This is a genomic window from Bacteroidota bacterium (assembly GCA_016194975.1).
In the GTDB taxonomy this organism is placed as follows: domain Bacteria; phylum Bacteroidota; class Bacteroidia; order Palsa-965; family Palsa-965.
Window position 1 is genome coordinate 30,163 of record JACQAM010000016.1, and the last position, 20,959, is coordinate 51,121.

The 20,959-nt window shown below is 41.7% G+C and carries 14 protein-coding genes; 10 read left to right on the plus strand and 4 right to left on the minus strand.

The genetic code is table 11. The annotated features are described in order from the left end of the window. Positions 1-48 precede the first annotated feature (48 nt). The 4 genes from HY064_10285 to HY064_10300 all read left to right on the plus strand — a co-directional run bounded on the left by HY064_10285 (position 49) and on the right by HY064_10300 (position 5,595). Entirely contained in the window at positions 49-1,032 is a 984-nt protein-coding gene (locus HY064_10285; GenBank protein MBI3511040.1) for a redoxin domain-containing protein, read from the plus strand. Between the two features lie 9 nt (positions 1,033-1,041). Next, entirely contained in the window at positions 1,042-2,022 is a 981-nt protein-coding gene (locus tag HY064_10290) for a redoxin domain-containing protein (GenBank protein MBI3511041.1), read from the plus strand. Beyond that, entirely contained in the window at positions 2,022-3,347 is a 1,326-nt protein-coding gene (locus tag HY064_10295; GenBank protein MBI3511042.1) for a SpoIIE family protein phosphatase, read from the plus strand. Before HY064_10290 ends, HY064_10295 begins: the two co-directional genes overlap by 1 nt. A gap of 70 nt (positions 3,348-3,417) precedes the next feature. Beyond that, entirely contained in the window at positions 3,418-5,595 is a 2,178-nt protein-coding gene (locus HY064_10300) for a tetratricopeptide repeat protein (GenBank protein MBI3511043.1), read from the plus strand. Between the two features lie 111 nt (positions 5,596-5,706). Here the strand turns inward: HY064_10300 and HY064_10305 are convergent, their stop codons facing one another. From HY064_10305 to HY064_10315, 3 genes are all read right to left on the minus strand, one after another. Then, positions 5,707-6,018 (minus strand): nucleotidyltransferase domain-containing protein, encoded by a 312-nt coding sequence (locus tag HY064_10305; GenBank protein MBI3511044.1) that lies wholly within the window; start codon positions 6,016-6,018, stop codon positions 5,707-5,709. After that, on the minus strand, positions 6,011-6,415 hold the full coding sequence (locus tag HY064_10310) for a nucleotidyltransferase substrate binding protein (GenBank protein ID MBI3511045.1): 405 nt from the start codon (positions 6,413-6,415) through the stop codon (positions 6,011-6,013). The genes HY064_10305 and HY064_10310 overlap by 8 nt, the downstream gene beginning before the upstream one ends. A gap of 75 nt (positions 6,416-6,490) precedes the next feature. After that, on the minus strand, positions 6,491-7,762 hold the full coding sequence (locus tag HY064_10315) for a metallophosphoesterase (protein ID MBI3511046.1): 1,272 nt from the start codon (positions 7,760-7,762) through the stop codon (positions 6,491-6,493). A gap of 124 nt (positions 7,763-7,886) precedes the next feature. Here HY064_10315 and HY064_10320 point away from each other — a divergent pair, with 124 nt between their 5' ends. Continuing rightward, the gene (locus tag HY064_10320) at positions 7,887-11,168 is read left to right on the plus strand and encodes a SpoIIE family protein phosphatase (protein ID MBI3511047.1); all 3,282 of its coding nucleotides are present in this window, start codon (positions 7,887-7,889) and stop codon (positions 11,166-11,168) included. A gap of 150 nt (positions 11,169-11,318) precedes the next feature. Here the strand turns inward: HY064_10320 and HY064_10325 are convergent, their stop codons facing one another. Continuing rightward, positions 11,319-11,591 carry a hypothetical protein gene (locus HY064_10325; GenBank protein ID MBI3511048.1) on the minus strand — a complete coding sequence of 91 codons (273 nt, stop codon included), beginning with the start codon at positions 11,589-11,591 and terminating at the stop codon, positions 11,319-11,321. Between the two features lie 327 nt (positions 11,592-11,918). Between HY064_10325 and HY064_10330 the strand changes: the two genes are divergently transcribed. The 5 genes from HY064_10330 to HY064_10350 all read left to right on the plus strand — a co-directional run bounded on the left by HY064_10330 (position 11,919) and on the right by HY064_10350 (position 20,957). Next, positions 11,919-14,753, plus strand: coding sequence for a TonB-dependent receptor (locus HY064_10330; GenBank protein MBI3511049.1), 2,835 nt, complete (start codon positions 11,919-11,921; stop codon positions 14,751-14,753). 243 nt (positions 14,754-14,996) lie between these two features. Beyond that, entirely contained in the window at positions 14,997-18,128 is a 3,132-nt protein-coding gene (locus tag HY064_10335) for a T9SS type A sorting domain-containing protein (GenBank protein MBI3511050.1), read from the plus strand. Between the two features lie 261 nt (positions 18,129-18,389). Then, on the plus strand, positions 18,390-18,791 hold the full coding sequence (locus HY064_10340; protein MBI3511051.1) for a response regulator: 402 nt from the start codon (positions 18,390-18,392) through the stop codon (positions 18,789-18,791). Positions 18,792-18,997: 206 nt separating this feature from the next. Next, complete coding sequence (locus HY064_10345) at positions 18,998-19,810, plus strand: UDP-2,3-diacylglucosamine diphosphatase (GenBank protein ID MBI3511052.1); 813 nt, start codon at positions 18,998-19,000, stop codon at positions 19,808-19,810. Positions 19,811-19,814: 4 nt separating this feature from the next. Further along, positions 19,815-20,957, plus strand: coding sequence for a hypothetical protein (locus tag HY064_10350; GenBank protein MBI3511053.1), 1,143 nt, complete (start codon positions 19,815-19,817; stop codon positions 20,955-20,957). Positions 20,958-20,959 lie beyond the last annotated feature (2 nt).

The following is a 20,959-nucleotide window of genomic DNA, read 5'->3' on the forward strand; positions in this document are numbered from 1 at the left end:
AAATAATTGAAATCTGCCCGCGACTGAAAAACGTATATTTACTCACCTATGAGAAAGTACCCGGTATTCACCGCTGGCGGACTGATCATCGCACTCGCCGCCGCAACGATTCTTTTTTTTACAAAATTTCATCTTGCTGCTGCTATCATTGCTGCAGTAGGATACTTTGTAGCGATGAAAGACTTCTCGAAGTTCACCGGAAGATTTCAGTTTTTCACGCAGTTGTATGCGGGCGCTATCGCAGGAGTTGCTTTCGATTTTCCGATCGATCATTTTCCTTTCCTGCTTTTCACCATGATGTTTGCCACATTCGCCACATTCGGCCGCATCATGTTCTTCCGGTTCTTCGCATACACCGGTAAAACGTGGTTTGAACTTGTGCTGATGTTTCTCGCCGTAGGATGTCATCTCGCCGGAAATATTCTCGGGCACAGTGATATTTCCGGTTGGCTGCTGCCCGCGCCTGCTATTATTTTCGGCGGCATCATTACCTGGGGAATTGTGAAAGATAAAAGACAACTTCTCGCTTCCACGATGAAGGGATACAAAATTGCGATCGGATCACCAGCGCCGGTTTTTTCTCTTGAGGATCAGAACGGAGAAATGGTGAGTCTTTCTGATTTTGCAAATGAAAAAAATCTGCTCATCATATTTGTCCGCGGCGATTGGTGTCCCGGTTGTCACATGATGTTGCGCACGTACCAGAAAGAAAGCGAACGCTTCAAAGGAAAAAATATTTTCGTGCTCTCGATCGGGCCCGATCCGGTGGGTGTGAATCGTGAAATGGTGGAACGGCTCGGCCTCGATTTCAAAGTGCTCGCCGACGAAGGACAGAAGACGGCGATGAAATACGGCGTGCAGTTGCAGGAATACGATAATGCATTCGCAGAAAAATACAACGAAGGAATTCCTTTGCCCGCATCTTTTCTTGTCGATAAAAAAGGGATCGTTCAGTATGTTTCGCGGCCCGATAAAGTAGGTGAGTTCCTTAATCCGTCACTCATCTTTCCTATTGTGGATAAAATGAATTAAGTTTCGGAAATGTATAATCTTCTCACAGCAATTTCTTTTTTGCTGGCGGCACTTTCACCGGCGCTTTTCCATTCGGGGTGGAATGTTCCGCTCTGGATCATTCCCATTCCTGCGTTCATCGGCTGGATAGTTGGACTTATGCTCGTGAAAAAAATTACATTGCCCGTGCATTCGGCAGCAAATATTTCTGCGTTACTCTCTTACGGTTATTCCATCGATTGTGTTTGTAAAACTTTTCCGTTCATTCTCACGGCTCTCCTGCTCATTGGTTGTACTTATTTCATTCGGGGACTATTCATAACATCTCTTGGCTATGTAAAGGCAAAATGGCTGGAGCCCGTTTTACTTTTCTCCGGGTTGAGTTTGTACATTTTTACCAATATTCATTTTGGTGCAGGGCAATGGATGGGATGGGTCTTTCCGCTCCCCATTATTTTCTTCAGTCTTGTCGGTGCTGTTGCTGGAATAAAAGAAAGTAAAGCTTTTGCAGATGGCGCAAAAAGAGAACTGGGTGTGAAGATCGGATCTCCCGCCCCTGATTTCAGTTTGAACGACGAGAATGGAAATGAAGTAAAACTTTCTGAATTCAGGGATCTTCATCCGGCGCTCCTGCTTTTTGTTCGCGGCGACTGGTGCCCTACGTGTCACATCATGTTGCGTACGTATGAAAAGAACAGCGACCAGTTCAGGAAAAGAAATGTGATGATACTCGCCATCGGTCCCGATCCGAAAGGAACCAATAAAGAAATGGTGGAGAAATTAAGTTTGTCGTACCGCATTCTTTCCGATGACAAACAGGAGGCGCTGAAATTATTCGGCATACAATATCTTGAACCGATCATGGGACAGCAATATGAAGTGGGTTCCCCATTGCCCGCATCGATTCTTCTCGACAAGAAAGGAATTGTACAATTCATTTGTCGTTCCGATCGCGCCGGAGAATTTCTGAACCCGATGCAGATCTTTTCCGTACTTGAAAATTTAAACTGATGCTTACAGGACTCATAATCGCCGCAGTGATCGCACTTGGAGCAGGAATATTTGCTTCAGTGAATTTTCTTTCGATGAAGAAAATGAAATCACAGTACGACGGCTTTCACAAAAAGATCAGCAATTACCAGAGCATCATCGACCAGGCAAACGATGCAATGATTGTTATTGATATTGTTGACGGAAGAATTCACCAATCCAATCCGAGTGCATCGGTATTGCTCGGCTATTCGCAGAAAGAACTCGAAAAAAAATCATTGTTCGATCTTCATCCCAAAGAGTATCTCGAAAAAAGTTCAACTATTGTTGCTGATGTCTGGGAAAAAGGCGGACTCATTTACAAGGATATTCCATTCATCACCAGGAGTGGCGATATTCTCCCGGTGGAATGCAGCGCTAAAGTTGCGCCATTCGCGGGCAGGCCTGCAATCGTCATTTACGCGCGCGACATACGCGAACGTCTTCGTCTCGAATCGGAAGTGCAGAATCAGAGAGAGATCATTGAACAGAAAAACAAAGACATTACCGACAGTATCAACTACGCGAAAAGAATTCAGACTGCGATTCTTCCTACGGAAGAGGAAATGCAGACCGTAGCGCCGGATCATTTTGTTTTTTATCGCCCGAAAGATATTGTGAGCGGCGATCTTTATTGGGCAAGTGCGGTGACCACTACTCCTTCAGAGGGAAATGGAAAACGTTTGTCCATCATTGCAGCGCTCGATTGCACCGGCCACGGAGTTCCCGGCGCTTTCATGAGTATAGTCGGGCACACGATACTCGAACAAACCATTACTGAGCCGGGCGTAAATAATCCGGCTGCTGCGCTCGATTATCTCAACCAAGGTGTGATTAAAACACTGAAGCAAAAAGCGACGGATGATTTTTCTATCAAAGACGGAATGGACATTGCTTTGTGTGCGATCGATTTTACGGAAATGAAAATGCAATTCGCCGGTGCGAATAACCCGGTGTACATTATTCAGAATGGGAACCTGCTGCAGGTTGCCGGCGATAAACAACCAATAGGCGCGTATCTGAAAAATCCACGACCGTTCACCAACCACGATGTGAATCTTTCCAAAGGCGATTGCGTTTATATTTTCACCGATGGAATTCCTGATCAGTTTGGAGGACCGAAAGGGAAAAAATTCAAATACCGGCAACTCCAGGAATTGCTACTGAGAATTCACCGCTTGCCAATGAAAGAACAACGCGAAGCGCTCGTTCGCGAGGTAGATCAGTGGATGAATTATAAAATGACCACTGGTGGAACGTATGAGCAGACCGATGATATGCTCATCATTGGTATCCGTGTTTCATGAATGATTTTCTGTATTACGGACATCGCATCTGAAAACGAAATTGTAATTTGCGTTCCCGATTTTTACGCCAATGAAAATTTCTCCGGCAATATTATTCTTCCTGTTTTTTTTCCTGTTCTCTTGTTCCGGAAATGACGGGAATAAAAACAAAACCGATTCTTCTTCAGCGAATAAGCAGGCGATGAAATATCCTCTCACAAAAAATATTGATTCGCTGAAATATTATCTTCCATTGACCGGCCGCGATACCGATCGCGTGAATGTGATGAATGGATTGGCCTGGCAATATTGCAGGAGGGATCCGGATACGGCGATTACTATTGAAAGAAATTCACTTTCACTTGCCACGCAACTTGATTTCAAAACCGGGATTGCCCGTGCAGAACACAACATCGGGTATGCACTCTCGCTCAAGGGCGATTACGACAGCGCGATCACGTACGTGAATGAAGCGCAGCAATTATTCATCAGCACAGGTTTCATTAACGGGCAACTTTCTGCAAACAATACGCTCGGTGGAATTTATGATCAGCGCGGAGAATATGACAAAGCGATTGATTGTTATTTCAAAGCAGAAGAGATCGCAGAAAAAATGAACAACCTGAATGGCCAGATGGCCTGCCTGAGTAACATAGGCCTCATCTATACTTCGAAGGGAAATTATAATCAGGCACTCGGTTATTTCCGAAAATGTCTTTTATTGACAAAAGGAAAAAATAAAAGCATTGCCACCACGTGTCTTGTTAATCTCGGTGACGTGTTCGGACGAATGGGTATTTACGATTCGGCTTTGTTTTACAACAATGAAGCGCTTGCGAATAAAACAGCAGCGGGCGACAAGAACGGAATGTCCACGTGTTACCTGAATAATGCGCAGGTGTATGTGATGCTCAATGATCTTGCAAAAGCGCAGGAGAATAATGCCAAAGCGTACGAATTGGAAACGGAGACCGGCGATCAGCGCGGAAGTGCGATTACACTCATCAGCATGGCCCAGGTGGAAAAGAAAAAAGGAAATAGCGCTGCCGCCTTGAATGATCTGCAGAGATCGGAACAGATCGCGCACAACATCGGATCGCAGGATGTGTTGTTGAGTGTGTACGATGAACTCTCGCATGTGTATGCAGCGAAAGGCGATTACAGGAATGCGTACGAGTCACATTTGGTTTTCTCGCAGATCAATGATTCTGTTCTTGGCGAAAAAAGCGACAAGAATATTTCGGAATTGCAGACGAAATTCGAGACGGTGAAAAAAGATAAAGCGATCGCAGAACTCACAAAAGACAAAACCATCAGCGATGCATTAATCGAGAAAAAAAATAATGAAGCGAAAAGAAGATTCCAGTTGTTAATGTTTGCGCTCGCGGTGCTGGTGTTCGTGATCGGATTCGCGATTTTTATTTTCTTCAGCCTGCGAAGAAATCAGCGGCTCAACAGGATTCTCGGGCAGAAAAATGCATTGATCGAGGAAAAAAATAAATCCATCACCGACAGCATAAATTATGCGAGGAGAATCCAGCGCGCCATGCTCACTTCAGAATCCTACCTCCAAAAATTTCTTCCGGAGTTTTTTATTTTCAACCGGCCTAAAGATATTGTGAGCGGCGATTTTTATTGGGCGGTTTATTTGAACGGAAAATTATTTTTCATGACGGCCGATTGTACAGGGCATGGGGTTCCCGGCGCTTTCATGTCGCTCATCGGCGTTTCATTCCTCAATGAAATTGTCATCGAAAAAAATATAACCGATCCCGGAAAAATTCTTGATCAGTTGCGCGACGAGATCATTCATGCACTGAACCCCGAAGAGAACGAAATGCAGGATGACGGCAGCAGCGTAATGGACGGAATGGATTGCGTGCTCTGTGTGTATGATCTGAAGGAGATGGAACTTCATTATGCGGCGGCCAATAATCCTTTGTGGATCGTGCGTAACGGAATGATCAATGTGTATGCTGCCAATAAAATGCCGGTGGGGAAATACGAAGGAGAAAAAGAAACTTTCGGAACCGGTAAGGTGAAACTGGTGAAAGGCGATACTGTTTTTACATTCACCGATGGATTTGCCGATCAGTTTGGCGGGCCACAGGGAAAAAAATTCAAATACAAACAACTCGGGAATTTACTTTCTGCGAATGCAAACCTGCCGATGCCCGGCCAGAAAAAAATTCTTGAACACACATTTGAAAACTGGAAATCCTACCTCGAACAGGTGGACGATGTTTTAGTGATAGGCGTGAAAGTGTAAGTTCGCTAAAAATTTTTACGAATCGATCGATCTTGCTTTCCCTTTCTTCAGTGTGAACACCGGATCTTCGGCCACACACCAACTCTTCCGGGGAAAGGGAGAAATCCGAAATTACTTTGAATAAAATATTTTACCTGCGCGATCAATATGGCTGATCACATCCGCGTTTGAGATCGTATTATAATTCAGCAAGTCGAATTTGTAGGGAGACATCGTTTCTTCGTTCAATTGGAAACGCAGATGAGCAACAATATCATCGGTTAAATCTTTTCCTTTCAGCGCGATGTCCACATCACTTCCACTACTGAAATTTCCTTTTGCTCTGCTTCCGAAAATGATCGCCTGTTCTATTGTATTTTCTTTTTTAAAAATAGCGATCAGAATTTCGAGATCACTTTTTTTCAATCCGAAAGACTCAGGCATCACGTTTATTTTTTAAATACTGATAAACCTGCCGGATAGCAGGATAATATTTAGTGGTGATGATCGCGACTGCATTCTTTGCCACTTCCGCATTATAGGTGTGCGATAACTCGTTTCTTTTTTCAAGCATTTCGATCCATGTATGTCCATCGGTGATTACCTGTGTCGCGAATCCTTCCTTAATGGCCTGTTTCGGAAAATCTGTTTTTATTCCCTGCTCATACAAAAAGTCTTTCACCGTTTTCCATCCCAGTTCGAAAGTGAATTCAAATGATTGTACTAATCCTCCGACTTCGATCGGTGTAAAAGTCTTTTTTGCAACCGCTTCTTCGAAAAATAAAAAAGCTTTTTCAAAATTCTGCAATCGTTGCAGCCACCGGGTATCTTTTTGCTCCATCTTGTGAAGGGTGTAATTTCTTTTAACCATTCAAAGATAATCTTTCAATCGGTGGAATATCCAATGAAAATGTTGTTATCCTTTTCTCAACGTGAACACCGTGATCTCCGGCCAGATTCCTACGCGCGCCGGCATTGCGAGAAATCCGAATCCGCGATTCACATAAAGATATTTTCCGTTCGTAGAATACAACCCGGCCCAGTGCGGATATTTGTATTGTATGGGACTCCATTTCAACCAGGGAATTTCTACACCGAATTGCGCTCCGTGCGTGTGGCCCGATAGCGTGAGGTGAACGTGCGTGGGATGTTTCCAAACAATTTTATCGAAGTGCGAAGGATCGTGCGATAGAAGAATTTTAAAAGCATCAGCCGGAACATTTTCCAGCGCCTTATCCAGGTCTCCTTTTTTTGTGAATCCCCCGGCGCCCCAGTTCTCCACGCCGAGAATGAAAAGTTTTTGCCCGTCTTTTTCTATGTAAACATTTTCATTGCGCAGTAATTTGAATCCGAGTTGCGCATGTTTGCTGTAAAGTTCCTGCATGTTCGCTTCCTTCGCCACATCAGAATCCCAGTGAACGTAATCGGCGTAATCGTGATTTCCAAGAATGGAAATTTGTCCGTATGGTGCGCGGAGTTTTGAAAATTCATTCATCCACCCGTTCATTTCGAACGCCACATTATTCACGAGATCGCCGGTAAAAACAAAAAGATCGGAACGTTCGTCGTTCGCCATCTGTACCGCACGCACAATTTCTGCACGATCAGAAACCGGATCAAAACTTCCGACGTGAATATCGCTGATCTGTGTAATGGTGAATCCATCAAACGCTTCGGGCAGATCAGGAAAGAAAAGTTTTTCCCTGCGCAAACGGTAATTGAATTTCCCGATGGTCATGCCGTGCAGAATTCCGAGAAACGGTATCGCCGCAACAGCAAGGCCAATGGTGCTCACGAATTTTCTGCGGCTTTCATAGATCGCAATTTTATCGCCCGGCAAAAAAAGATTCCGGAAATAAACGACAATGCTTCGGAGCAAACGATACACATCTTCGCCCAGAAGAAAAAAAACAAAAACAAGTTTCGGAATGAAGAACAATACCCATGTTACAATGAACGCCATCGCCGGCCGGGGAATCAGTTTATCAAACGTCACTAAAAAATAAAGTAAAAAGAACCAGAGATAAAGAGAACCGCTCACTATCCAGTAACTCCAGTGAATTATTTTCCGCGTGCGCGCAGTGTAGCCCGTCGTCAATGTGCGGACTCCCGAAAAAACATAGAAGTCGATCAGCAACAGGAAAGCGAGAAAAAAAATAATAGCGGTAAAACCCGGAATACGATGCATTGCTGCAAAATTACAATAGAGTAGTCGGATGAGAGGCGATAATTATTTTAAACTTTCTTAAAGGGTGCTGATTACTGTTTGCTGTTTACTGCCTACTGCTTACTTTTTTCTACCTTTCTCCTCTGTGAAACGCGCCGCGACACTATTGCTTTTTTTATTTTTTTGTCTTCATCTTTCTTCACAGGACAAAGGGCTTTTCCGCCATTACACCATTGAAGACGGACTTTCACAGAATTCGGTTTTCGGAATCGTGCAGGATAAACAGGGATTCATGTGGATGGGAACGCTGGATGGTGTTTCGCGTTTCGATGGAAATCATTTTACAATTTTTCGTCCCGATCCCAACGACAGTAATTCCATTTCGCACAATTCGGCACGCGCCATGCTCGCCGATCGTGAGGGAAATATATGGGCGGGAACAAAGAACGGCCTCAATGAATATGATCCGGCAAAAGGGAAATTCAAACATTATTTTAAAAGTACAAATGGGCTCGCCGGCAATAATATTCTCGCTCTTGCGCAGGACAGCAGTGGTAATATCTGGATCGGAACTTTTAAAGAAGGAATTTCTGTTCTCGATCCGCGTACCGGAAAATTCACCAATTACCGGCACGATGAAAAAAATAAAAATTCTCTTTGTGGGAATGATGTACGCGGCATCTGCTGTGCGCCCAATGGGCATTTGTGGATAGCCACATGGTCGAACGGTGTTTGTGATTTTGATCCGAAGAAAAAATCATTCACTTCTTACAGTGATCACGAAGGAGATCTGCGTTTGAATTCTCCGAACAGCCGTGGCGCTATATGTGTCGATAGAAAAGGAAGAGTGTGGATAGGAACCTGGGGAAGAGGAATCGATCTGTTCGATCCGTCAACAGGAAAAATGCAATATGAATACGATTCAACGGGCCCTGTTGCAGGAATTTTTTCCGGGATGGTGTGGTCGATTCACGAAGATCACAAAGGAAATATCTGGATCGCTACAGCTGAAAACGGATTGTATGAAGTAGATCCTTCCACATGGACATGGAGAAATTTCAGGAATGATCCGAATGATCCGTGGACGATCAATGACAATAATGTGTGGAGTGTTACGGAAGATAAAGGCGGACTCATCTGGACCGGAGGATGGCAGGGCGGAGTGAATGTTTATGATTCAAAACTCGAACGATTCGGATTGATGAAAATGGATCCGAAAAACAATAATAGTCTTCCCGCAAATACGATTTGGTCATTTTGTTCTGACGGCGCTTCAGGATTATGGATCGGAACTTCTGCCGGCCCGGTTCATTATGAAACAGCGACAAAATTTTTTGAGCCACCACCACTTGATGATGCCATTGATCATACCAAAACTATCGGCGCGCCGAGTAATCGATCGAATATCCAGGGAATGTGCCGCGATCATTCCGGGAAAATCTGGATGGGAACTGCAGGAACCGGAGTGCATTGTTATGATCCTGTAACAAAAACATACCAGCACTGGGAACCTGCGTCGGGCGCTCCGAATAATCTCAACGCAAGTACGGTCACCGATATTTTTTGTGATGATAATGGAACGGTATGGATTGCGGCTGGCTACGGAGATTTTCAGAAGTACGATCCTTCCATTGACGGTTTCATCAATATCCCATTCGAAAAATCAGACAGCATTTCTCCCAGCAACTGCGTTATAGGAATTGCACAGAGCGGCCCGCATCATCTTGTTATCGGACTTACCGGCGGGCAGGTTTTCGATCTCGACACAAAAACAAATAAATATTCGCTCATCTGGAAAAACCCGAATGAGATCGGGATCTCTACAATTTACATTGACAAACTCGGCATCCTGTGGATCGGTACTGCCGGTTCAGGATTGGTTTACAAAGCGGGAAATAAAATTGTGACCGTTACCGAGAATGACGGATTGCCGAACAATGTGATCAACGGAATTGCAGAAGGTGATCACGGCGAAATTTGGATGAGTACCAATCGTGGTATCTGTTGTTTCGATCCTGCGCAGAGAAGTGTGCGTACGTTTTCAACCGATGACGGATTGCAGGGAAATGAATTCAACCAGAATGCGGTTTTCAAATCAGGCGACGGAAGAATATGGTTCGGCGGTGTGAATGGGATGAATATTTTTTATCCGAAAGATATTTTACCGAATCAAACGCCGGCACCTGCATTCATCACCGGGTTTTCTGTACTGAATAAAAAATATCCATTGACACAGGACATTCTTTTCACCAGTGATATTTCACTTACTTATCTCGATTATTTTTTCTCCTTCGATTTTGCCGGACTCGAATTCACCAATCCGAAAAAAAATCAGTTCAAATACATGATGGAAGGATTCGATGCCGATTGGGTGGACGCCGGAACAAGAAGATTTGTTACGTACACTAATCTTGATCCGGGCGAATACACGTTCCGCGTGCGCGCGTCGAACAACGATGGTTACTGGGGTGGAAAAGAAGCGGTGATACACATTACGATCTCGCCTCCGTTCTGGAGAACAAAATGGTTTTATACGTTGTGCATTCTTTCTCTCATTCTCGGCGTGTGGCTTTTCATAAGGAGAAGAGAACGCATTCTCAGGAAGGAAAAAGAAGTTCTCGAGGAGAAAGTGAGTGAACGTACATTTGAGCTGCAGGAAGAAAAAGAAAAAGTTACGGCCGCACATAAAGACATTCGTGACAGCATCAATTATGCGCAGCGCATACAGTACGCGTTGCTCGCGCATGAAGAGCTACTGAAAAATAATCTGGCAGAAAGTTTTATTCTCTTTAAACCGAAAGATATTGTGAGCGGCGATTTTTACTGGGCTACTCTGCAGGGAGAAAAATTTTATTTGGCTATTTGTGATTCCACAGGCCACGGCGTACCCGGCGCCTTCATGTCGCTGCTGAATATTTCTTATCTCAACGAAGCCATCATTGAAAAGAAAATGAATGAACCCGGAAAAATTTTCGATCATGTGCGCTCGCGGCTTATAGAAAATATTTCACAGGATGGGGGGAAAGACGGAATGGATGCAGTGTTGCTTTGCATCGACAGAAAAAATAATTCCATCACGTATGCGGCTGCGCACAATGCGCCTGTGATCGTGCGTGGACAAGAGATCATTGTTTGTGAAACCGATAAAATGCCGGTGGGCAAAGGAGAAAAAGAGATTCCGTTCGCCACGCGCAAACTTGAATTGCAAAAAGGAGATGCGCTGTATCTCTACACCGATGGATTCGCCGATCAGTTCGGCGGGCCGCTCGGGAAAAAATTCAAAGAAGCAAACCTGAAAAAATTATTGCAGCATATTTCTTCATTGCCCGTAGCAGAGCAGAAACAAAAAATGGAAGAAGAATTTGAAAACTGGAAAAAAGATCTCGAACAGGTGGATGATGTGCTGGTGGCGGGGATCAGAGTTTAAATCAAAAGTTTTCTTGAAGAATGTTTTAGGAGCGGGGTGAGTGTGTAATTCAGGAATTTCTTCGTTTCTGAATATATAAGTCCATAATAACCTTAATTGAGTTATCTACTTGTAAGTCGATATCTTTTTCAAGTTCCTTTTCGGAAAATTTTATTTTTTCATTCCATGTATTAATGTTTGAATAATATTTTTTATGAATTCATTTATTTCTTTTCGCTGATCACCTGTCAAAAGGGTAGTGTTTTTTGAATAGTCATTATCAGCCCGCTCAATTAAATAAATTAAATCGAAGTGCTCCATTACTTTAGTTACTTGAGGAGAAAGCGAAGAATATACTTTCTTGTCTTTCGTAAATAATTCTATAAAGGCCAAGGTGTCAACTGGTGTTCCATCAAAAATAATAATGCCATCCTCATTTTCCATGAGTTTAGCAAGCTGATACAATAATGCGGAAAGATTCGCTGCAAGATGCTCCTCCCCACGTGTTTTAAAATTAAATTCGACTGGAGCAGCAGTGGAAGTACATTAATTTTTCCGATGAAAAAAAAATTGTCCTTACTCAAAAATTGAAAGATTATTTTTTGAAAATTGTGTTAACGTAAGATTAATTTAATGGGACAAGGTTTTGTTATAAATCAATTTCAGTTTACAAAACGTTAACTAGGGCGTAATGTTCGTGTCATAGCATAACAAGTAATTCGCATTCAAGACATTTATTTGATGCGCATTTTTTTACAATTTATAATTACCGTGTTTTTTTTCTCGCACACAAATTTTTGTTTCTCGCAAACAAACAGTGAAACAGGATCAGTCAGCGGAACAATTTCAGATAAAGTAACTGGAGAATTATTGGGCGGCGCAGTTGTTTTCATCGACAGCACTTCTGTTGGGAAAAAAGGAACAAGCTCGGATTTTGATGGAAATTACAAAATTACGGGAATGCCAATTGGAATTTACAAAATCCGATTTTCTGCGCAGAGTTACAAAACACAATTAATTACCGGCGTTGAAATAAAATCGGGACAAAAAAACATTGTGCTAAATGTTGTGATGGAACCTTCGACTGTTATGGATTCGGAAGTTGTCATCAAGGAAATTAGAATTTCCAATACGGAAAGCAGTGTTGCGGCGGAAATGAAAAATGAAGACAAGGCCGTGAGCGTGATTGGCGGTGCTCAAATTTCAAAATCGCAGGACAGGGATGCAAGTGAAGTTGTGAAAAGAATTCCTGGTGTTACAATTATTGACAATCGTTTTATCATGGTGCGTGGATTGAGCGAACGATACAATTCCGTTTGGTTGAATGATGCCGGCGCACCGAGTATGGAAACCGACAAACGCGCGTTCTCTTTTGAAATGATTCCAAGTGGCATGGTAGACCGCATTTTAATTTATAAAACTCCTTCGCCCGAATTGCCAGCCGATTTCGCTGGAGGAATGGTGAAAATTTATACGAAAGCATTTCCGGAAAAAAATTATCTCAGCGTAAATTATCAAAATTCTTTTCGCGCGGGAACAACGGGAAAAACATTTTATTATAATTTGGGAAGTTCGATGGACAAATTCGGAATCGATAACGGTTATAGAAATATGCCGGATGGCTCGCCAGATTATTTCAATCGCAGCAGCGCAACTAATACTCAACAAACATTGGCGTTTCACAACGACTGGGGAATTTTAAGCAAAGGTGCAATTCCTGATCAGCGATTCAGTTTGATGTATGCTGCACCGATTCATTTGAAAAATGGAATTTTATTTGGAAATACTTTTGGTGTCAGTTATTCAAATGTTTTTACAACTTATCAAATTCATCGGCAGGACTGGGACTCGCTTACGCAGACAGAAGATTACGCGGACATACAAAGCACACAGACGGTGCGCACGAATGCAATTGAAAATTTTTCGATGCTTTTTGGAAACAATAAATTGGAATTTAAAAATTTGATAAATTCTCAAGGGAGAAGTTGGGTGACACAACGCGTGAGTAATTACCTCGATGGTCCAAGCGAAAAATCGTATGCAGAAGGTTATGAAAACAGATTGATTTATTCTTCACAGTTGGTTGGCGATCATAAATCGAAAAATGGAAAGACAGAATATAATTGGACAGCGGGTTTTGGTTACACAGAAAGAAATGCTCCCGACTTGCGCCGCATCACGTACGCGAAAGCGCGCACAGCAGGTGACTCCATGTACAGTGCGCAAGTGGCACCGATTGTTGATCCGATTCACGGTGGAGGAAGATTTTTCGCGTGGCAAAACGAACGTGTGTATTCTTTCAATCAAAATTTCCGCCACACTTTTTATATCGGGGGTGATTCTGCAAAAAACAGATTTCATTTTGATGTGAACATTGGAACTTACGCCGAATATAAATCGCGGCAATTTATTGCGCGAGTTATCGGCTATACAATCAATCCAAGTCAAACTGCTTATTATTTAAAATTTTTACCGATTGATCAAATTTTTTCTCCAGAAAATATTGGCGGCACCGGATTTAAAATGGATGAGATTACCAGCGCTTCGGATAAATACACTGCACAGAATTTACAAGTGGCGGAATATACCTCATTGAGTTTGCCAATCGGGAAAAAAATAAAAATCGTGGGGGGAACGCGCTACGAGTTCAATCAACAGGCGCTTCAGAGTTTTGTAAATCAAGACAGCATCAATCCGAAAATCACAACGAAATTTCTGTTGCCATCTGTCAATGCAACTTACAACTTCAATGAAAAAACATTGATCCGTTTGGCTTACGGAAAATCCTTGAACCGACCTGAGTTTCGGGAATGGTCTCCATTTTATTTTTACGATTTCGATTTTCTTGCAGGAACTTATGGCTCGCTTTATCCAACCGTTCTTGCGCCGCAAGGACAAGTTTTAAAAGTTGCGCAAGTTGATAATTACGACGCACGTTTTGAATTTTATCCCGGGCTTGCCGATTATATTCAGTTCGGAGTTTTTTACAAATCATTGAAAGATCCTATTCAACAAGTGATTTTGAATTCGGGCGGAAGTGACAGTCGCGCGTTTTCATTTATCAATGCTGATTATGCGTTTACAGAGGGAATTGAATTTGACATGCGGAAAAATCTTGCTGTGTTCGATACTATTTTTCAAACGCAAACATTTGGAAATTTTAATGTTGTTGCAAATTTCTCATTGATAAAAAGTCGACTTTATATAAGTGGTATTCAAAATCAGGCGGCTTCAAATCCGTTGCAGGGACAATCTCCTTATGTGGTGAATGGTGGAATTTATTATCAGAATGATTCGATCGGATTTCAAGCTTCCCTTTTATATAATGTTTTCGGGCCGCGCCTTTTTTTGGTTGGCGCGCTTAACTATGCAAACATTGGCGAACTTCCCCGACAATCGCTTGACATTTCTGTTTCTCAAAAAATCTGGAAATGTTTTTCCCTGACTTTCGGAATTCAGAATATTTTGGATCAGCATGTCCGAATGGTTCAAGACACCAATAGAAATGGAAAATTTGAAAAGAATGGAATGGATGAGGAAATAATGGGATATAAATTGGGAAGATATTTTACAGCAGGAATAAAAGTGAATTTAACTGGAAAATAATTCCATCCATTTTTCTTGACCTGTTTTTTTCGCGGAAATAATTTATTTACAATTCTCGTCAACACTTTACAAACTCCAATCATTTTAGCGTTGATAGAATAATGCAGGCGCAAAGACGTGATAATACTGCGTGGATACATTTGCCTGAATAAAAAAATTTATATGCTTTTTTTATTTCATCAACCCAATTCAATTTCAAAACAATCACGCCGAAACTAAGCATCGGCAAAAAATCAAAAACAAATGAAAAAAAAATCGTTACACACACTCGGAATGATTCTGGTGCTGTTGTTGACAGGAATTTCAGCGAAAAATCTGAAAGCACAATCCGTCATCACCGTCCAGGATAGTATTTACACCAACACACATTGGACAGCATGTAACCAATATTTATTAATGGGTTACGTTTACGTTTGTCAAAATGCAATATTGACAATTGATGCCGGTGTAATTATCAAAGGCGACAAGAACACAAAAGGATCTTTAATCGTCGAACGTGGTTCCAAACTTTATGCAAATGGAACAGCTGCGGAACCAATTGTTTTCACTTCTAATCAAGCTCCAGGTTCTCGTACTTATGGCGATTGGGGTGGAGTAATTCTTTGCGGTCGCGCATTTGTAAATTGGAATGGTGATCAAAGTCAGGTTGAAGGTGGACCACGTTCACTTTATGGTGGCGCAGGAAATGATATGCCACACGATAATTCAGGTTCGATGTCTTATGTTCGAATTGAATTTGCAGGCGTCGCATTTTCTCCCAACAATGAAATCAACGGACTTACATTGTGCGGAGTTGGTGACGGAACAAATATTGATCACATTCAGGTTTCTTATTCCGGCGACGATTCTTTCGAATGGTTTGGCGGAAATGTGAATTGCAAATATCTTGTCGCTTATCGCGGATGGGATGATGATTTTGATACAGACAATGGTTATCGCGGAAAAGTTCAATTCGGATGTGGAATTAGAGATCCTTTTGCAGCTGACCAATCCGGTTCGAAAGCATTTGAATCGGACAGTTATCAATCTGGAACATTAACAGGATTAGCAGGAGACACAACTGGATTAACACGTCCCGTTTTTTGCAACATGACTGTGATTGGACCATTGGTAAGTCCAACTTCAACTGCTTATGATCCGCAATTTGTTTCCGCCGCGCATATTAGACGAGGAGATGCAATCAGTATTATGAATAGTATTTTTGTTGGTTATCCTTGCGGAATATTGTTTGATCAATCATCAGCGAGTTATGGATCAACAACAAGAAATTATGAAATACTCGGTGCCGCAGGTGATTCAATCGGTCAACTTCGCGGAGATATTGTTTGCGGAATTCCTACAAACGCAACTCCAGTAAAAAAGGAATTGGAGTTTGTAATTGATGGCGCTCGCTCATTGACAAATACAGCAACGGAAGCTGATACAACATCTACTACTCCTTTCGGAAGTGCAACAACCGCTTCGTCATTTTCCGGTCCTTTCAATTTATTTTTCGACAATCCTCAAGCGGGTCCTAAATATCAAAACTGGACTTATCCAACTGAACAAACCGGAGTACGTCTTGCAAATCCTTTCAACCTTGCAAATCCAAATGAAGTTCCAACAAGTACTTCGCCTGTTTGTTATAACAGTAAAGCGCTGAGCACACTTTCAACAAATCCTTCCAATCCAAATCAATACACACAATTTACAGCGCATTATGGAAATTCAAATCCATTCAACAACGGAAGTGTATTTCCTTTCAATCCAATGTTGCCGATAAATACTGACACGACAATTTGGTTGTCACATTACAATGCCCCAACACGATTACCGGTTTGGAACAGCGGAAAATTGAACAGCCCTTTCTTTACGCAAACAAATTATGTTGGTGCATTTTCAGGAACACAAACTACAGCGGATGATTGGATGAACGGATGGTGCAATTTCGATCCGGTTAATACTCCTTATAATTTAACGGGTGCTCCCGCTGCAACAATTACTGCTGCTGGCTCAACAACAATTTGTCCTTCTGGTGGATCAGTTGTGTTGAATGGAAATTCAGGAAGTGGTTATACTTATCAGTGGATGTTGGCTAACGTAAACATTAACGGCGCAACGAACCAAAGTTATACTGCAACTGCTGCTGGAACTTACAATCTCGTTGTTACAAATTCAACAGGATGTTCTACAACTTCTGCAAACCTTGTTGTATCAACGTATGCTGCACCAACGGCAACCATCACTGCCGGCGGGCCAATTACTTTCTGTCAAGGTGGAAATGTAACATTGACTGCAAATAATTCTTCCGCATACAGTTGGAGCAATGGTTCAACAACTCCTTCCATTACTGCAAATACAGCTGGAAATTATTTGGTAACAATTACTGATGTAAACGGTTGTCAAGCGACTTCATCGGCAGTAACTGTTGTTGTGAATCCACTTCCGAATGCAACAATTACCGCAAGTGGTCCGACATCTTTCTGTACAGGCGACAGTGTAATTCTAACTGCGAATGCTTCTGCATCTTATTTATGGAGCACACTTGCAACTACACAAAGCATCACCGTTTACAATTCCGGAAACTATACTGTGCAAGTTACAAATGCGAATGGTTGCCAATCGACCGTTTCTGCACCGATAACAGTTTCTGCAAGTGCATCTCCTGCTCCAACAATTACAATCACAGGAAACACTTCAATTTGTCAAGGTGATATGGTAACACTTACTGCTTCTCAAGGTGATACTTACATGTGGTCGCCAGGTGGACAAACAACACAAAGCATTACTGTTGGAACTGCCGGAACTTATAACGTAACGGAAACAAACAGCAATGCTTGCAATGGAACAGGAACATCACAAAATGTTGTTGTCACCGTTCACCCACTTCCTGTTGCGAGTTACACTTACAATTCCACCAACATGCCGACAGTTGTTTTCACGAACGGTTCTACCGGTGCGACAACTTACACTTGGGATTTTGGCGATTCAAATTCTTCTTCGAACCTGAGTCCTACTCACACGTATTCCGGGAATGGAAATTACACGGCTTGTCTCACTGCAATGACTTCTTTCGGTTGTGCTGATTCAGTTTGTATGCCAATCATGATCAACGTGGGAATCAATACTGTTACTCCTGCAGGTGAAACAACAACTCTTTATCCAAATCCAGCGAACGAGCAAATCAATTTGGAAATGAATGTTCTTTCCGATAAAGAAGTTTCGATTGTTGCTTACGACGTAACGGGAAAATTAATGATCAACGAAAATCGCGCACTCACTTCCGGAAACAATTTGATGACATTCGATGTTACCAATTGGGATAACGGAATTTATTTCCTCCGCATCATCAACGACGGAAAAGTGAATACGATGAAAGTGATGATCAACAAATAATCCTTCGACTTTGCTCAGGGTGACAATGTTGTCATTGAATTAATAAAGTCGAGAAAAACTAAAGAGTATTCTTTAGTAGTAAGAAAAGGGTCGCTTCAGAAATGGGGCGGCTCTTTTGAATTTATACTTGTTAATCGATTATTGTTCCTGAAAAAAATTTCCGATTAAAAATAAAAATAGAACCCTAACCTCTTCATAATACTCACACCACATTGTGGCGGTAGATTTGCTTTAAATATTCCTAAAGTGAAAAACAAACAAATGAAAATTCTCATCGTGGATGATGAGCCGGATATCCGAGAATTCATTTCCTACAATCTCCTTCGAAGAGGTTACATCGTAATTACCGCCTCTGATGGTAAAGAAGGAATGGATTTGGCACTGGAATTCAAACCTGATCTTATCATTCTTGACGTACTCATGCCAGTGATGAACGGATACGAAACCTGCATTGAATTGCGGAAGAATCCGATTTTCGATAAGACAAAAATTATTTTTCTTTCTGCATTAAACGAATCAACTGCAAAAGATTTTGGTTTGAAATTGGAAGCTGATGCGTTTATCGGCAAACCCATCAGAATAGAATTATTGTTGAAACGAGTTGAATTGTGGCTGACGTCAAAGCTATTGCCAATTTATTTTCTTCCACCTGCCACTACTTAAATTCCTGAACGAAGTTATTGGCATTAACATTTTTTGAAATCGCCAATTTTTCATAAGAACATATTGACTTTGTGTTTTGCCCGTTAACAGAGTATGAAGAATTCACATCCTGAATTCCCTACGCAAAACACAATGATAGTACAAACGTGATTGCCCCTTCATCTTCCCTTGATATTGAAAAGGGAAATTTGTTCAACCAAAATAAGGTGAAGAAAACACGATATAAAACAATCATTCTTTCCGACATTCATCTGGGTACGTCGACATCCAAAGCGAAAGAAGTCATTCATTTCCTCAAACATCTCAAATGCGAAAAGCTCATTCTTAATGGAGACATTATAGATGGTTGGCAATTGAAAAAATCCGGAGAATGGGAAAAGAAACACACAAAATTTATCCGACTCGTTTTAAAACTCGCATCGAAAAAAACAAAAATCATTTACATCCGTGGCAATCACGATGATTTTCTGGATGAAGTTCTTCCTTTCACACTCGGCAACTTTTCAATTCGCCTGGATTATTATCTGGAATCGGGTGATAAAAAATACTATGTAGTTCATGGCGACATTTTCGATATGGTCACAACCAAATTGAAATGGCTTGCCAAACTCGGTGATGTGAGTTACACTTTTTTGCTCTGGCTGAACAAACATTACAATAATTGGAGAGAAAGACGCGGGCAATCCTATTATTCGCTTTCACAAGTCATCAAGGTAAAAGTAAAAAGCGCAGTCAGTTTCATTTCCGATTTCGAAACACAATTGGCTTCCGTCGCGAAAAAGAAAAAATGTGATGGAGTTATCTGCGGACACATCCATACGCCCGCGAATAAAATGATTGGAAACATTCATTACCTCAATAGTGGCGATTGGGTGGAATCGTTGACCGCACTTGTTGAAACGTATGAAGGGGAATGGAAAATTATTTATTACACAGAATGGTTGAGAGAATTGGAAATGCATTTGTCAACGGAATCGGAATTAGAAACGGATAATGTTCGTGAACTAAAAACCAATTAATGATATGAAATCCAAAGTTCTATTTGTAGTCCAGGGCGAAGGCCGCGGCCACATGACGCAAGCGGTTTCTCTTCGACAATTACTCGAGAAAAATGATTTTGAAATTTGTGGCGCAATTGTCGGCACAAGCGAACGAAGAACAATTCCTGATTTTTTTCACAAACAATTTTCAGAAATTCCCGTAGTGAGAATGCAAAGTCCGAATTTCATCACCAAAAACAATCGGGGAATAAATATCGGCGCAACTGTGTGGCATAATTTGAAACGAATCAGAACCTATCTCCGCTCCGCAAAATTGTTGAAACAAAAAGTGGCAGAATGGAATCCTGAAATCATCGTCAACTTTTATGAGCCGATGGTAGGATTGTATTCAAAAACAACTCACAAAAGCAAACGGCCTCCGATCGTTTGCATTGCACATCAATACCTTGGTGACCATCCCGATTTTGAATTTCCACAAGGACATAAAATAGACAAAATTTTTCTGAAGAATTACACGCGTTTGACTTCTGCCGGTGCGGAAAGAATTCTTGCGTTGTCTTTTTCACAATTGGCATCTTCAAATGATGAAAAATTAAAAGTTGTTCCTCCGCTGCTTCGCCGGGAAGTAAAAACATTGTCGGTGAACAAGCGCGGTTATTATCTCTGCTATCTTGTCAACGCGGGTTACAGAAATGATATTGAAAACTGGCACAAGAAAAATCCAGAAATTTGTTTGCATGTTTTTACCGATATGGAATCGGAAAGGGAATTTATTGAAGTTCACGAAAATCTTTTTTTTCATCGACTGAGCGACATGAAATTTCTCGAGTACATGGCAAGCTGCAACGGCTTGATCAGTACTGCGGGATTTGAATCGGTTTGTGAGGCTTTTTATCTCGACAAACCGGTTTTTATGGTTCCCGTCGAGGGACATTTCGAACAACTGTGCAACGGTCATGATGCACAACGCGCCGGAGTTGGAATTTTTGATTTGAAATTTGATATTTGGAAATTTTTGGATTGGCTTCCCAAACACCAATCGATGTCGGAATCATTCCGCAAATGGGAATCAAAAGCGGAAAATCTTTTTGTGAAAAATTTCAATGAAGTGTTGGAAGCGAATGCACCGGCAGATCCCTTGTCATCAGAATTACTTCCTGTTTAATC

Coding starts and splice junctions, on each gene's coding strand:
- HY064_10285 (MBI3511040.1), top strand. CDS start 49: ATGAGAAAGTACCCGGTATTCACCGCTGGCGGACTGATCATCGCACTC.
- HY064_10290 (MBI3511041.1), top strand. CDS start 1,042: ATGTATAATCTTCTCACAGCAATTTCTTTTTTGCTGGCGGCACTTTCA.
- HY064_10295 (MBI3511042.1), top strand. CDS start 2,022: ATGCTTACAGGACTCATAATCGCCGCAGTGATCGCACTTGGAGCAGGA.
- HY064_10300 (MBI3511043.1), top strand. CDS start 3,418: ATGAAAATTTCTCCGGCAATATTATTCTTCCTGTTTTTTTTCCTGTTC.
- HY064_10305 (MBI3511044.1), bottom strand. CDS start 6,018: ATGCCTGAGTCTTTCGGATTGAAAAAAAGTGATCTCGAAATTCTGATC.
- HY064_10310 (MBI3511045.1), bottom strand. CDS start 6,415: ATGGAGCAAAAAGATACCCGGTGGCTGCAACGATTGCAGAATTTTGAA.
- HY064_10315 (MBI3511046.1), bottom strand. CDS start 7,762: ATGCATCGTATTCCGGGTTTTACCGCTATTATTTTTTTTCTCGCTTTC.
- HY064_10325 (MBI3511048.1), bottom strand. CDS start 11,591: ATGGAAAATGAGGATGGCATTATTATTTTTGATGGAACACCAGTTGAC.
- HY064_10335 (MBI3511050.1), top strand. CDS start 14,997: ATGAAAAAAAAATCGTTACACACACTCGGAATGATTCTGGTGCTGTTG.
- HY064_10340 (MBI3511051.1), top strand. CDS start 18,390: ATGAAAATTCTCATCGTGGATGATGAGCCGGATATCCGAGAATTCATT.
- HY064_10350 (MBI3511053.1), top strand. CDS start 19,815: ATGAAATCCAAAGTTCTATTTGTAGTCCAGGGCGAAGGCCGCGGCCAC.